General features: G+C 42.6%; 9 protein-coding genes. 6 read left to right on the top strand and 3 right to left on the bottom strand.

Annotated elements, in window-relative coordinates:
* Position 1 precedes the first annotated feature (1 nt).
* Positions 2 to 3247, bottom strand: a complete 3246-nt coding sequence (locus LXL81_RS02165) for a TonB-dependent receptor (RefSeq protein WP_234645059.1) — start codon at positions 3245 to 3247, stop codon at positions 2 to 4.
* 607 nt (positions 3248 to 3854) lie between these two features.
* On the opposite strand from LXL81_RS02165, the gene LXL81_RS02160 reads away from it, so the two are divergent.
* From LXL81_RS02160 to LXL81_RS02140, 5 genes are all read left to right on the top strand, one after another.
* Positions 3855 to 7973: a hybrid sensor histidine kinase/response regulator transcription factor gene (locus LXL81_RS02160; protein WP_234645058.1), complete on the top strand. Its 4119-nt coding sequence runs from the start codon at positions 3855 to 3857 to the stop codon at positions 7971 to 7973.
* 25 nt (positions 7974 to 7998) lie between these two features.
* Entirely contained in the window at positions 7999 to 8613 is a 615-nt protein-coding gene (locus tag LXL81_RS02155; RefSeq protein ID WP_234645057.1) for a YdeI family protein, read from the top strand.
* Positions 8614 to 8919: 306 nt separating this feature from the next.
* Positions 8920 to 9297 carry a hypothetical protein gene (locus LXL81_RS02150; RefSeq protein WP_234645056.1) on the top strand — a complete coding sequence of 126 codons (378 nt, stop codon included), beginning with the start codon at positions 8920 to 8922 and terminating at the stop codon, positions 9295 to 9297.
* Between the two features lie 140 nt (positions 9298 to 9437).
* Positions 9438 to 11807, top strand: coding sequence for a TonB-dependent receptor (locus LXL81_RS02145; RefSeq protein WP_234645055.1), 2370 nt, complete (start codon positions 9438 to 9440; stop codon positions 11805 to 11807).
* An 87-nt stretch (positions 11808 to 11894) separates the two neighbouring features.
* Positions 11895 to 13004, top strand: a complete 1110-nt coding sequence (locus LXL81_RS02140) for a PepSY domain-containing protein (RefSeq protein ID WP_234645054.1) — start codon at positions 11895 to 11897, stop codon at positions 13002 to 13004.
* Between the two features lie 131 nt (positions 13005 to 13135).
* Here LXL81_RS02140 and LXL81_RS02135 read toward each other — a convergent pair whose 3' ends face one another.
* Positions 13136 to 14035, bottom strand: a complete 900-nt coding sequence (locus tag LXL81_RS02135; protein ID WP_234645053.1) for an SDR family oxidoreductase — start codon at positions 14033 to 14035, stop codon at positions 13136 to 13138.
* Between the two features lie 233 nt (positions 14036 to 14268).
* Entirely contained in the window at positions 14269 to 14616 is a 348-nt protein-coding gene (locus tag LXL81_RS02130; protein WP_234645052.1) for a helix-turn-helix domain-containing protein, read from the bottom strand.
* Between the two features lie 89 nt (positions 14617 to 14705).
* On the opposite strand from LXL81_RS02130, the gene LXL81_RS02125 reads away from it, so the two are divergent.
* Positions 14706 to 15371, top strand: a complete 666-nt coding sequence (locus LXL81_RS02125) for a hypothetical protein (RefSeq protein ID WP_234645051.1) — start codon at positions 14706 to 14708, stop codon at positions 15369 to 15371.
* Positions 15372 to 15417 lie beyond the last annotated feature (46 nt).

Here is a 15417-nt window from a genome sequence, read left to right as displayed (position 1 = left end):
ATTAGAATTTAAGGTTAACGCCCACAGTGAATTGTCTTACCGGAGGATTATTAAGATTTACCGAAATCTGACGTTCCGGCGTCCCGCGGTCGCTGGAAGCATCCGGGTTTAGCGTCGACTGGCCACTTGCATAGCTGTTTCCTTCCGGATCGATAGCCAGATTATCTCTCACCAAAGGCGAATAGATTATGAACGGATTAGTCAGGTTTACGTAGATCCTCGCCGAAGTTGCACCAATCTTTTTGAAAACATTACTCTGGAAAGTGTAACCCAGGTTAATGCTTCTGCATTTGATAAAGGAACCATCGTAATAACCCAGAGTAGAACCAAAGTTTGCCACAGCGCTGCTGGCATCCGGAGCCGGAAATGCGTTGGTTGGATTTGTTTCTGTCCAGTAATCCGTTTTCACCTGATTCACACGGCTTTGGTTATAGAAGGCAAATCCGCCTGATCCTGTGGAGTTACCGGTAAGGTAAGGCACAATTACTTTCATGCCCATCCTGGCATAAGTAACAACAGAAGCATCAAAATTTTTGAAACTGAAACGGGTAGTAAGGCCTCCTTCCCATTTTGGCTGAAAATTACCCAAAAGCTGACGGTCGTTGGCGTCAATTTTTCCATCACCGTTCAGGTCTTCTACTCTGATCTGCCCGGGGTATTGTACAGGAGATGTTTGTTTGGCCAAAGTACCGTTTTCCTTGTCGGCCGTCTGCCAGATACCCAGCTTTTTATAATCATAAATAACAGAAAGCGGTTGTCCTACAAACCATCCTGCACCAATGTTGGATTTTTCTTCTGGTGTTGTAAGCTGCGTGATTTTCTCCCGGTTGAAGAAATAAGTCGCGTCTACACTCCAGTTAAATCCTTTTGGCTTTCTGATGATCTCAAAGGTTGTCGTTACTTCCACACCTTTACCTTCTGTTTTACCAAGGTTTTTCAAAGTAGAACTTGCCCCATTACTTGCAGGAAGCGGAACTGACAGCAAAATATTCTTGGTTTTTTGATGATACCAATCCACCGAACCCGTAATGCGGTTATTAAGTATTCCAAAGTCAATACCAATATCCAGCTGCGCCGTCGACTGCCAGGTAAGATCATTAGCGGGAAGACTGGTAACTGTATAAGCCAGCTGCTGTCCGGCAGTACCTGTTCCGAAATTGTAATAGCCTGCTGTTAAGGCTCCAAGCGTTGAATATGCCCCAACATTCCGGTTTCCTGAAATACCCCAGCCGCCGCGCAGTTTAAGGTTGGAAATCAAACTGGCTGATTTCATAAAAGTTTCTTCGATCACATTCCATCCCAGACCAATAGCCGGATAATTAAAGTACTGATTACCAGGAGATAATGTAGAAGATCCATCCCGACGTAACGTCATGGTCAGCAAATATTTGTCGGCATAGCTATAATTAAGCCTTCCCATATAAGACAACAAACCGGTTTCAGAAAACGAGTTGCCATAATCCGAACTGGCGACAGGCTGACCCGATGCAAGTGAAAAGTTGGATGTTTTGATGTAATCCGCAGGAACACCTGTCACCGTAAAGCGGCTGCCCAGCGAGTGGTTTTTGGTATACTCGTAAAGTGCGGTAAAACCCAGTTTATGCTTTCCTGCAAATGTTTTATCGAAATAAAGCAAATGCTGCAAGTTCACATCCCAATATTCTGTGTTACTGATCTCGGCATTGGATGATGCTTGTGTTGTAGCGGAATTGAAATACGTCAGTGGACCGTTGTAGCCGTTATAATTGGACTGACTGAAATTCAAACCTGCGTTGAACCGGTATTTTAATCCTGGTAAAATATTCACCTCTGCATAAATACTGTTGAATGTTCTCAGCGAGCGTGTACGTCCCAGATAAGAATCTTTTTTGGTCAAAATTGTAAGCGGACTCACGCCGGCTGCATCAATTGAACCTTCCGAAGGAAACGTATTAACCGTACCATCCGCATTGTAAGGCGACGCCAGAGGTGTAAGGCGCACAAGTCCGCCAGGTATGCCGCCACCGCCGGGTGTGTTCTGGTAAGTCAATGTGTTTAACGTATTAAGCCCGATCTTGACATGTTTGCCAATCCGTTGATCAATGGTCGCGCGGATATTGAAACGCTGAAAATTCTGGCTTGGAATGATCCCGGTTTCGTTGAAATAACCAAGACCTAATGAATACTGCGTAGTCTCGCTACCACCCTGCACACCTAACTGATGATTAGACATAAAACCTGGTTTGTAAATCAGATCCTGCCAGTCGGTTGATATACCTTTATCAAGTGCTTCCTGCTCTTTTTGGGTTAACACATAACCGGATGTTCCAGGGCTTGTACGGTTATATTTGGCCGCGTCAAGTTTGAACTGAGCATATTCCGGGCCATTCATCACATTGAATTTGCCCATTACCCGGGTTTCTCCGTGATATCCGTCATAGCTGAATACGGGTTTACCAACCTTACCTCTTTTGGTTGTTACCAAAATTACGCCTCCTGACCCGCGGGAACCGTAAATCGCTGTTGCGGAAGCATCTTTTAACACTTCCAGGCTGAGGATATCGTCCGGGTTTATATCATTCAAACCACCGAAAGGAATCCCATCAACCACCACAAGTGGACCATCCTGGCTATCCGCCGTACCTGAACTTGTCGTAAGCGTCCGGTTTCCCCTGATTCTGATCTGTCCCTGAGAACCAGGCGTACTTCCGTTACTAATAATAGAAACACCTGCCGCACGACCTTTCAACTGGTTGATAAGGTTTGGTGCCGGAACTTCCTTTAAAGTACTTTCACTGACAGAAACAACAGAGCCGGTCACATCCCTTTTCCTTTGCACGCCATAACCTACTACAACTACTTCATCCAAAACTTTATTGTCACCTTTCAAAAGTACGTTCACGACTTTTTGTGTTCCCACAACAACTTCCTGCGAAACATATCCGACAAGCGATACCACCAGAATTGTATTGGCATCATCGGCAATATTGAGTTTGAAATTTCCATCCGCATCTGTGATGGTTCCACGGGTGGTGGACTTGATCAGAATACTTGCGCCAGGAAGCGCGGCACCGTCTTCACCAGTTACCTTACCTTTGATTTCTACATCGGCAAAGGAAAATGAGCCAGGTTTAATTCTGCTATTAATATTCAGAGCAGTAGCACCGGCATAAGCACCAGTTGGAACCCCGCCCAGCAGCAGGATAGGCAGGCCACAGATCGCCCCGACCCTTGCCAGCATACTACGGTTTAATAAAGAGTCTTGCATATATTATGAATGATTTGAAGTTTTCGAATGATTTTGCGTAGCGTCTGAATAATAGCTGTCATTCAGTTTGTGAAGCCACGTAGTACTTCCTGGTAAATTTTTTAATTGGTGTAGCGCCATCTCATTATTTTTTGGATCAGATACAGTTTCACGAACGCTTTATTTGGCTTTTAGTGATAAATTAGTGTCAATTTGACATTACTTAATTATGGCATAGTTCTGTAATAAAAATTCCCTTTGTATGATTTTACTGTGCAAGGTAATTTTGCAATTGGTAATGGATAAGTCTGAATTAGTGCACCAATTCAGTTCATCATTTTTCCCAGATATTATTTGATTAATTGTCGACAAATGTAACACGCCAGCTATGTCAACTGTGAGCAGATTTGTTCATTTTACCGCTACTATTGTTCAAATCCACTAAAAAAATGCCGTATTCAAGGAGAAACTTGCATTTTTAGGATTAAAATATCGTTTTTCGCATGTGGAATGTTGCAGCAAGCTCTTATGGCGCTGTCGTTTTTAACGGAAAAAGGTTATTCCATTTTCACAGGTATTTTAATATGATCGTCTCAACACTGGCTGGCTTTTTAATTCTTTTGGATCAATGCGCATAACAATCAAATTTATATACTGCTTTGCCTGCTCACTGGTCATACTATGTACTGCCCGGTTCACAGCCCAGGCTCAGCGTCCGGAACCGAAGTTTACGTCGATTACGTCCATGGATGGATTGTCGTCTAATACGGTAACAGCTATTTTAAAAGACAGTTACGGACTGATGTGGTTTGCAACGGATGATGGTCTTAACAAATTTGACGGCACCGATGTAACGGTATACCGTCACAATAAAAAGGATTCAACTTCACTAAAATCAAATGACATTGCCAGCTTACACCAGGACCGGATGGGCCGTATCTGGGTTGGTACGATTGAGGGCGGATTGCATCTTTACGACAGGAGGAAAGATTCATTTCTGAGCATACCTTCCCCTCACAGTGTTACAAGTATAACCAGCGACCGGACAGGGAAACTCTGGGTAGGAACCACCAGTGGATTGCTTAATGTGGACGCCAAAAGTTATCAGATCAGCACATTTTCATCAATACCCAACATGCCGGATGATATTTCAAAAGGACTGATACTAAGTGTGGCGATAGACAGTGAAAACAAGGTTTGGGTTGGTTCTAAAAATGGTCTGTATCGCATTGATCCTTCCCATAAAGACAATGAATATATCAATTATCTTCAGGTTATACCGGATGAAGCTGGTGCACGGACAGTGAAATCTATCATCGAAGAACGGGACGGAAATTTGTGGATCGGTACTTATAGTGGTGTATTTAAGTTAAATTCAAACGGGCAGATTTTAAAGCAATACAAGTTTGAATCCGGCAATAAAAATTCTCTGAGCTCCAATATGGTTTTTGCGATCACGCTGGAAAATGACCATAATATGTGGATAGGCACCGACGCCGGACTCAATATTCTTGATACCCGTAATGGAAATATTCAACGATATGGGCCCGATGCCAGGACTGAATTCAGTTTAACCAATAAATCGGTACGCAGCATATTGATTGATAATCAAGGTATCTGCTGGCTGGGTACATATAAAGGTGGAGTAAATAAGTACGACAAAAATTTAGCCATTTTCGGATTGAAAAGATCTGATACCAATGATCCGTTTGGTCTGAGCGCGCCATTTGTCACTTCATTTGCCGAGACACCAACCGGTGACCTGTTCGTCGGCACAGACGGCGGAGGTCTGAATTTGTATGACCGGGAAAGGAATCTTTTCAAAAAATTCAATATCAATCCCCAAAACAGGAATGCCGCTTCGGGACTAGCCATTTTGACACTGGAACTGACTGCTGAAAACGAACTTTGGATAGGCACGTTTCAGGACGGCCTGTTCCAGTTAAATCCAAAAACAGGAGCTTACAATCAATATATCCGTGGGAAAGATTTGTCAAGCCTGAATAATAATGAAATCTTCTGTCTGGAAAAGGACAGATCCGGCAAGTTGTGGGTGGGTACCAATGGTGGCGGTGTACATTTGTTTGATCCGAAAACAAAACGTTTTGAAAGATTTTTTGATCTGGCTATTCCCGCTTCTCAGCGGATTATTCCACTCAATGGTTATATCAGGGATATTTTGCAGGACAGGCAGGGAAAGATCTGGATCGCCTCACATGGAACTGGTGTGGCAGTTTTTGATCCCGTCAATCGACAATCCATATTGCTGGATAAACAATCCAGTAATCTCCCGGGTAACATCGTCTCATCCATAATAGAAGATAAAAAAGGAAATATCTGGGTTGGCACGTTTGGAGAAGGACTGGCTCTTTTTGATCAGCGGTTACAAAAATTTATTTCCTATGGAGAGAAGGAAGGACTGGCGAGCAACGTCATCAACAAAATCCTAGAAGATGATACGGGGCGCATTTGGGTGAGTACCAATCAGGGAATCAGTTTTTTTGATCCGAAAAATAAAAAATTCACCAATTACAGCTCTTACAACGGAATTCAGGATAAAACGTTTGTACTGGGCTCAGGTATCCGGACATCTGATAATATCCTGTTTTTCGGTGGAATTGCCGGATTCAACTACATCGACACACGCAGTCTGCCCGATTGCAAAAACATAGCACCTATCATCCTGAAAGATCTGCGTATTGGTAACCGTAGCATCACGCCGGCCGATTCAAATTTAATAGATGCGGATATCTCCGTTGCCAAAACGATCAACCTTGACTACAAACAGAATTTTTCACTCGGTTATGCCGCGTTGGACTATACCAATCCGAGACAGATGCATTACAGGCACAGGCTTCTCGGTATGCAATCGGAATGGAATGAAACCGGACTAAATAATTTTGCCAGTTATACCAATCTGAGTCCGGGCAGTTATGTGTTTGAAGTCCAGGCAAGCGGTGACGGTATCATTTGGAGTCCACAGACTACCTCAATAAATATCAATGTAAAACCACCCTTTTATCTGACCATTTATGCCTATATCTTTTATCTTCTTACGCCAATAGCTGTTGTATTTGCAATGCGCCGCCGGGGTATTCAAAAACTTCAACGGGAGTTTAAAGAGCAGCAAAAACATGCGGAGGCTGAACAGGCAAAAGAACTGGACAGACAAAAAATCAAGTTTCTTACCAATTTAAGTCATGAACTGAGGACGCCCATTTCTCTGATTCTTGCTCCTACTGAAAATTTATTGGTCAAAACGAAGGCAACGGAATTGAATTCACCGGTTCTGGCAATTAAAAGAAATGCCAAACGACTGCTCAATCTCGTTGATCAGCTTCTGGACATTAAAAATATGCAGCAGCAGGAAGTGAAGCTGAATCTGGAAACGAAGGATGCTATTCTTTTTATCAAGGATACTTGCGAACAATTCAGCGACCTTTCGTTTAGAAAAGGTATTCAATTTAAAATTGAAAGTGCCATTGCCCAGTTGTACATGGATTTTGACCCGGAAAAACTGGAACGGATACTTTTCAATCTGCTTTCGAACGCATTCAAGTTTACACCCAAAGGAGGAGAAGTAAAACTGGAAATTTCTCAGCAAGATTCTCCCGATGACAAGTCGTGGCTTAACATTTCGATAACAGATACCGGCGTGGGTATTACGGAGGGAAATCATGAAAAGATCTTTGAACGGTTTTTTCAGGATGATACTGATATGTCAATCCTGAACCAGGGAAGCGGAATCGGGCTTTCGATTGTGCGGGAGTTTGTTCAGTTGCATCAGGGAACAATCACCGTAAAAAGTCAGCCGGGGTTGGGAAGCTCGTTTATAGTCCAGCTTCCTGTTGTGCTAAATTCAATGCCACTTTTGCCGGTTGAGCAATCTGCTTCTGATAGGCTTGGTACGCCTTCGTCCGATCAGGATTTTGCGGGAAATAAAAAAGAGAAAGCAAATCTTGAAGACCCGTCAAGTGTTTTAATTATTGAAGACAACGAAGAATTCAGACACTATCTGAAAGAAAGTCTGATGCCTTTTTATCATGTGATTGAAGCAAATAACGGAAAAGAAGGCTGGCAAAAAACGTTGAGCCACCACCCGGAGCTGATCGTCAGTGATATTGCCATGCCGGAAATGGATGGGATCACGTTAAGTCAGAAGATCAAAGCGGACAAAAGGACAAAACATATTCCGATCATCTTGCTTACTGCATCTAATGGTGAACAGCAGCAGCTGGAAGGACTCAACTCGGGAGCCAATGATTATCTGACAAAACCTTTCAATTTCGAAATCCTGAACGCCAAGATCAACAACCTGATCTTGTTAAACAGACTTCTGAAAGGTGTATATTCCCGACAGATCAAAGTTTCTGACGCACCGCTGCAAATGGAATCAAGTCAGGAAAAATTGCTTAAAGACATGCTTTCTTATATCGAAGAAAATCTTCACACCGCACAACTTAGCGTTGAGAATTTGAGCCGACATGTGGGTATGAGCCGGGGGACGCTTTATAGTAAAGTTCTAGAAATGAGCGGACAAACACCCATAGAATTTATTCGTTCCATCAAACTTGAAAAGGCAGCATTGTTACTAGAAAACAGCGACCTGAGTATTTCGCAGATATCTTATATGACGGGTTTTACGGCGCCCAATTATTTCGCGAAATCATTCAAGACCAAGTTCAATATGCTTCCGACGGAATATAAATTAAAAAAGCGAAGACACCTTCCACAAATCGTTAGCTAATCTGAATTACTGATCTCTTGTTACGATGCAAAAACAAAAAGGTAAAACAGAAGATGAAACTCCAACTTTTTGCCCGAAAAGCAGAGAAGAATGGCGTCAATGGCTTCAGGAAAACCATGATAAAAAAAAGTCGGTCTGGCTGATATATTATAAGAAAAAATCAAATCAACCGTCCGTATTATACAGCGAAGCCGTCGATGAGGCACTTTGTTTTGGCTGGATAGACAGCAAGGCGAAACCTCTTGACGATGAAAGATTCATGCAGTTTTTCACCAGAAGGAAAGAAAAAAGCGTTTGGTCAAAAGTAAATAAGGATAAGATTGAGCGCCTGATAAAGGATAATCTTATGACGAAAGCGGGTTTTGAAATAATAGAAAAAGGCAAAGCAAACGGCTCCTGGACAATTTTAGACGAAGCAGAAGCACTTATCATTCCTGCCGACCTTGATAAAGAACTTAAAAAAAGGCCTAACGCAAAACTATATTTTTCAGGTTTGAGCAGGTCAGATAAGCGAAATATTTTGCAATGGCTGGTACTTGCCAAAAGAGTGGAAACGAGAGAAAAACGAATATCTGAAATTGTGGAACTTGCTGAGAAAAACCAGAAACCAAAACAATTCAGTGCGCAGAGAAAAAGTTGATAAGAGGTAGTTTACGCTGAAATGTTTCAGGATTCGATTTTGAGCTGATAACGCTTTTGTTTGAAGTCCGGCGCCTATGGCGAAACATATTCCTGTCACACGATTTACCGCGTCTAACTGTCTGAACCGCAGTAGCTTCAAGGACTCAATTCAGGAGCTAATGCTTAGCTGACAAAACCTTTCAATTTCATAATGGAAGGGCCAGATTTCAGGCACTTTGAATGGTGGTTCGCTTTTTGTAACAAACAATTTCCTTTTTATAATCCCGGGAAACGTTTTCCATTGCTATATTTGCGGCCAAATCCCATGAAAGTTACTCTGATTTACATATGGCTCATTGTTACTATTCTACCGACTTTTAGTCAGTGGGGAACCATAGCTTATTATCAAATTAACAAGGATTACATCACCCGCGTACTTTGTGAAAACCGCGATAAGCCACAGCTGCATTGTGACGGGCATTGTTACCTGGCAAAAAAACTGAAAGCACAGGAAGAAAAAAAGGATCAGCAAACCAGTGAGCAAGTTCAAAATCTACCTTCTCTCCAGCTATTTTCATCTCCGCTGATTTCTTTTGAGTTTTTACCAAAAGCCTTTTCCTCAAATCAAAAGCTTATTTTTCAATACCGGCAAGCAGCCTACCAGGCTCCGCTTACCATTATTGCTCCTCCGCCCTGCGCATAATTATCATGTTTGTCTTATCATGTCAAGCGAAAGCACATTGCTTTTTGCGGGAAATGTCATGACTTCAATTTCAGATTTTTAATTCAAAAAAATTCTACTCACCTCCTATTCATTTTTCGGATAGGATAGCTTAATTGTTGATGAAATTCAAATATTTATTTCTGTTATTACTCATTTTGGGTAATAACATTAAGTCTGCCGCTCAACCAGGGTATGGCACTCTGAATGGACATATTACAAACGCAGATCAGGAGCCCGTTGGAGGTGCATCCATTACTTTTGAAAACAGTAAAATGGGTACTACTACCGATGCTGACGGACGATTTAGCCTGACTGGTATTCTCCCGGGTGTATACGTTCTGACTGTTTCAAATGTTGGTTATACAGCCCATACACAAAGGCTGAGCATTTCAAAAGGAAAGAATGCTTTCCTCAATCTTCAACTTTCTGAAAGCAAACAGGAGCTGAATGAAGTGGTCGTCAGTGCGGCAAAAAACGGTTATCGGGTATCGTCGTCCGCAGGTGCCACCCGTCTGGACCAACCCTTACTTTCTACGCCGCAATCTGTTCAGGTGGTGTCGTCTGCTTTATTACGCGACCGGCAAGCCTTCACTTTGAATGAGATTGCAGGAACCTTCACCGGTATGAAAGCAAACAATGGGAATGGCTCGTTTCAGATGCGCGGCTTCACGGCTTACTCGCCAAATGACGCAAGCTTTCTGCTTTACAATGGTATCAGGGGTAATTTATTCTTGTGGAGCCAGCAGCCGTTGTTGTATAATGTCGAGTCCGTGGAACTGCTCCGTGGTCCTTCCGGGGCATTATTTAGTGAAGGATCGCCTGGCGGTGTGGTAAACTTTGTCACTAAAAAACCTTTATTAGAAAAAAGAGCCAGCGTAGATCTATCGCTGGGCAGCTGGGGTTTTGCCAGAGCATCTGCTGATTTTACAGGACCTGTTTCAAATCAAAAAAAGCTGTTATACCGCGCCATTATCGGCTACGACCGCTCTGAAAGCTTCCGGGATTATCAGAAAAAACAAAATCTTTTCATCGCACCTTCGCTTACGTATCTGATTAATGACCACACTTCTATTAATCTGGAAATTAACTATGCTTATGCCAGCGCTGTTCAACAATATGACAACGGGAGTTATATCTATTCCCGGCCTGACGGAACCTTTGATTTTAATTATTATCCCAAAAATCTGACAATTCAGAGCCCGACGGATTATGGCAAAACCCACAATACATCAGCTACTTTGAGTTTTAATCAGCAGATTAATGAAAGCCTGAAACTTACGGTTGTGGAGCGGATTGTTAGAAATACACTGGATTATACGGACCATATTCCGGTGGGGAGAATTCGAAATGATTCTATCAGCCGAGGATTCCAGGATTGGGAAACAGATCGTTTCAGTCTGCAAACAACTGCTTTTGCGACTTACTCCGTAAAAACAGATTTCCTGGGACATCAGATCATTGCCGGAACGGATTATAACCGGTATGGCTGGACTAAAAATGATTATCAATACAAAGGATCAACCCGTATTTCTATCCTGCACCCGGATTATAGCGGAAGCGTTCCGGATGCTTCTATACCTGCCGATGAATCTGATGACAACAAACGCGTGACCAATCTGATCGGCGGCTATATTCAGGACCAGGTTAGCATTGGGGAGAAATTAAAAGTGCTTTTATCGCTGCGTTATGACAATTATAATGGCAAAGAAACCCCGTTATCGGATCGTGACAACAAACAGGGTGACCAGCTGAAAACATCGGGCTGGATTCCCCGGATCGGTGTGGTATATCTGCCCGCCAAAAATGTATCTGTTTATGGCACCTATCTGAAATCTTTCAACCCTCAGACATCAAACAATGTATTGGCAGGCGGGCCGTTCCCAACCCGCCAGGCAACGCAGTATGAAATAGGCAGCAAAGCAGATCTGGCAAATAACCATTTATCCACTACTTTGTCACTTTACCAGATCAATTATGCCAATATTCTAACCGCAGCACCCACCGAAGAAAACTCGCACCGGCAAGCTGCCATTGACGGTACACGAAGCAGGGGCGGCGAGTTTTCCATCAACGGAAATCTGGACAGGCTGAGCCTGGTTGCGGGATATGCTTTTAATGAGCACGTGCTTGTAAGCACAAGCAGTTATGGTAAAAAGGGAGATCGTTTTGCCAACGCACCGAAACATCAGATCAATTTCTGGGGTAAATATATGCTGCCTTCCAAGGCACTGGGTGGACTTGGCATTGCGGCGGGTATCCGGTATGTGAGTGACCAGGTGGGTTTATTAAGCAATCAAAACTTCATTTTCCCATCTTATACAGTACTGGACGCTGCCGTAACGTATTCACGTAACAGATATCAAATTCAGCTTAACGCATACAATCTGACTAACAAGCATTACTTTACAGGAAGCCGGTCGGGTGTGACCACAGCGGGGCTCGGCGATCCTTTCAATGTCAGGCTTGGGGTAAATTATCAGCTTTGGTAAAACAAATACGGGGCTTTCATACGGCCCCGTATTTTTTCTAAATAAAAATCAAATCGCAGAGCTGCGATGCACTTACTTGTTATTTTAATGAAAAAAGGAAATATCAGGAGAAACCTGTTTAAAATACATAGCTGGCTCGGTTTGGTTGCGGGAATATTTCTGATTTTACTTGGGTTAAGCGGTTCAATCCTCGTATTTCGTACAGAACTTGACAAGTTTGCAAATCAGGAATTGCTTCATGTTTCACCTTCCGGAAATGTCAAGCCGAATGAAGCGCTGGCCCACTGTTATCAATCCATTACAGCCAGATATCCAAATCTGGACGTTATTGCCTGGCTCAATCCCGATGCCGGACCCGATGATGCTTATAATTTCAGGATCTATTTTAACGATAAGCAACTGTTAACATATGACCTGGCTCTGATCTCATTTAATCCATATACCGGTGCTGTGCTCCGCGAAGGGCCGGCCAGTCAATTCACACCAAGCCTGATCGAATGGTTGTTTCAATTTCATTTCAGCTTTCAACTTGGTATTCCCGGGGCCGCACTTACTGCCATTTTCGGAATTATAATGCTTTTATCCATCATTACGGGTGTTATTGTTTATCAGAAAATGATATGGAAAGTGCTGACTTTTCAGGTTTCTGTCAAATGGAAAAACTGGCGGACAATCAGTTCTGACCTGCACCGCATCATCGGGGTCTGGTCATTGGTTTTCAATGCGGTCATCTTTTTTACCGGTTTCTGGATGAATCTGTTTGCCTTTCAGCCCAAAACCTGGCAAAATGAATTAGTCGCAACCAAACCTAATACCTTACTCTCTGTCTCACCCGACCAAATGTATAGCAAAGCTTTGCAGGCTCAGCCGGATATGGATCCGACCTATGTTTATCTGCCAACCCAGCCTGTACGAAAATTCGAAGTCAGAGGTTATGAAAAAGGACAATGGAAACTTTGGGGAGCCTTAAATTCCGTAAAAATTGATCAGCAAACGGGACAAATATATCAAGTCAACCGGTTAGCCGACAAAGCTTTTGGCGAACGGATCGAAGCCACTTTTCATCCATTACATGTGGGTAATTTTGGCGGGCTTATAATAAAAATATTTTATGCTATCATTGGGTTGACACCTGGTCTGATGGCGATTACAGGTTTTTTGCTTTGGTGGAGACGGTCGAGCAGATCAAGTGTATAATGCTGAAACTTTGATAGAAATAAGTGCTGTCAAATGTCAGGCGGATTTCTGTCTGCTTAGTATGGACGAAAAGTAAAAAGCAAGCACAACCTTTTGGTCGTACTTGCTTTTTTTGATAAATGCTGTAATTGTTATGGATGTCCGTTACCACCCGCGGCACCGTAAATCTGACCGGTGGCGAAGCTGGCGTCACCATCTGCAAGCTGCACAAATATTGATGCGAGCTCAGCTGGCTGACCAGGCCTTCCCAGTGGCGTTACTTTCCCGAATTCCACAATAGAATCCTGTGGCTGTCCACCGCTAACCTGCAACGGTGTCCATACAGGGCCAGGTGCAACGCCATTTACCCTTATGCCTTTTGGTCCCAATTGCTTGGCAAGTGATTTAACAAAAGCAACATTGGCAGCCTTTGTCTGGGCGTAATCAAATAAATTTTCGGATGGGTCATATGCCTGGACAGACGATGTCGCAATAATAACTGAACCCGGAGCCAGATGTGGTAAAGCTGCCTTCGTGATCCAGAAAGGTGCATAAATGTTCGTTTTGATTGTTGCGTCAAAACCTTCTGAAGTGAGATCAAGCAAAGAATCCACTGCCTGCTGGTGCCCTGCGTTATTTACAAGTATATCCAGACCATCCAATTTTTGAATAGCTTCTTGCACGAGTTGCTGACAAAAATCCTCCTTGGTAATATCACCCGGAATTCCGTATCCCTTTCTGCCTTCCGCCTCAATCAGTGCAATCACCTCATCGGCATCAGATTGTTCCTGGGGCAGATAATTGATAACCACATCTGCACCTTCGCGCGCATAAGCAATGGCAGCCGCACGTCCAATTCCGGAATCTCCGCCTGTTATAAGCGCTTTTCTGCCTGCCAGACGCCCGGATCCTTTATAGGTTTCTTCACCATGGTCAGGTTGAGGATCCATTTTAGAAGCCAGTCCCGGCACTTGCTGAGGCTGTTTGTTAAAAGGTGGTTTGGGATATTTGTCAACAGGATTTTGAAGCGATTTTTTGATTGTTTCAGACATGTTAATGAAGTTTTATTTATTGAAATAGTATTTAGAAACCTGTAAACTTTTGAACATTGGTTTCTACGCGCGGTACTATAATAAAACTTTGCCAAGTATTTAAGTCGGGAAGGAATTGCCCGAAAATTTGCTGAAAATTATTTGGTAAAATAAACGGTGAATTGAAATACCGGGTTGGGAATTCGGTATCGGATGTAGTCGCGCCTGGACTAATACCACCATTGCTCACCCTGCTAAACAGCAACTTTTGCGTTTAAATCTTCCTGTCCCCATTGCTGAATAGTTAAAATAACGGGCATCATTGACTTTCCGTACTCCGAAAGTTCATACTCAACCCGCGGTGGGACTTCTGCAAAAATTTTGCGCTTCAGCACTCCGTCATCTTCCAGTTCACGCAATTGGTTAATAAGCATCTGTTTACTGATCTGTGGAATAGCTTTCTGCAACAAACTAAAACGATTACAGTTTTTACTGATTGCATAAATGACCAACACCTTCCACTTGCCACCAACAATATTCAGAAAGTGGGTAACGCCGCAATTGAATGGATTGAAATCTTTGTTCTTTCTTTTATTTTCCAATAGTCTATTATTTTGTACTAAGCCAATAAATCAATACTAATAAAAATATTTAGACAATAATAATAATTTGCGTTGTAAAACAACATGAAATGTATAAAACACTGAAAGCAGTAACTGTATTATTGGTATTTGGGGCGAGCAGCATTTCAATTGCCCAGGTAAATATGAATCACACTAAATTAAAGACAATGACAACTGAACAAACAGAAAAACAGGCGTTAGGAAATTGGGAAAGTATAACCACAGAAATCCGGGCAGGCAACAACAAAAATCCGGACGGGACACTGAAACCATTTTACCTGTCCAGAAAATTTACATTTTTGCCTGACAATAAATTTGAACTTACGGTAACAAACTTTGCTGACCCTTATGGAAAAGTGCCATTGGCAAAAATGGAAATCAAAGGTCACACGGCATGGAAAGGTGATCATCCCATTGCAGAGGGTGCGCAAAAGGTAGACTTTATGGCCGATGAAAAATATGAAGTTACGCCATTATTACAAGGATTTGCAGACGTGCTTAATCAATACACCAAGGGTTTTAACGTATGGAAAGTTGGTGAAACGCAAAGCATTTTGAAGAAAGCGTTTGCACCATTCGGTTTAGCGGAAGGTCAGATTTTTAAAGAATATGATTTGATCTTTTTAAACCACGATATGATGTTTTGGGGAGCAAGGAATATCGACGGACGTGGCTTTGATACCGAAGAAAACCGGCCGACAAACTTGCAGATACCGATGGTAAGACGGAAATAACACAAGTTTTTAAACAAAAAATAGCGGTCTCTTTTCAATAATGAGA

Source organism: Dyadobacter sp. CY356 (genome assembly GCF_021440195.1).
GTDB lineage: Bacteria > Bacteroidota > Bacteroidia > Cytophagales > Spirosomataceae > Dyadobacter.
Note: the sequence above shows the minus strand (reverse complement) of the source record. Positions and strands in the feature narration are given on the sequence as shown.

What these genes read in the sequence shown, in the direction of transcription:
- LXL81_RS02165 (WP_234645059.1), bottom strand. Translation starts at nt 3,247, where the DNA reads ATGCAAGACTCTTTATTAAACCGTAGTATGCTGGCAAGGGTCGGGGCG.
- LXL81_RS02145 (WP_234645055.1), top strand. Translation starts at nt 9,438, where the DNA reads ATGAAATTCAAATATTTATTTCTGTTATTACTCATTTTGGGTAATAAC.
- LXL81_RS02150 (WP_234645056.1), top strand. Translation starts at nt 8,920, where the DNA reads ATGAAAGTTACTCTGATTTACATATGGCTCATTGTTACTATTCTACCG.
- LXL81_RS02160 (WP_234645058.1), top strand. Translation starts at nt 3,855, where the DNA reads ATGCGCATAACAATCAAATTTATATACTGCTTTGCCTGCTCACTGGTC.
- LXL81_RS02140 (WP_234645054.1), top strand. Translation starts at nt 11,895, where the DNA reads ATGAAAAAAGGAAATATCAGGAGAAACCTGTTTAAAATACATAGCTGG.
- LXL81_RS02155 (WP_234645057.1), top strand. Translation starts at nt 7,999, where the DNA reads ATGCAAAAACAAAAAGGTAAAACAGAAGATGAAACTCCAACTTTTTGC.
- LXL81_RS02135 (WP_234645053.1), bottom strand. Translation starts at nt 14,035, where the DNA reads ATGTCTGAAACAATCAAAAAATCGCTTCAAAATCCTGTTGACAAATAT.
- LXL81_RS02125 (WP_234645051.1), top strand. Translation starts at nt 14,706, where the DNA reads ATGTATAAAACACTGAAAGCAGTAACTGTATTATTGGTATTTGGGGCG.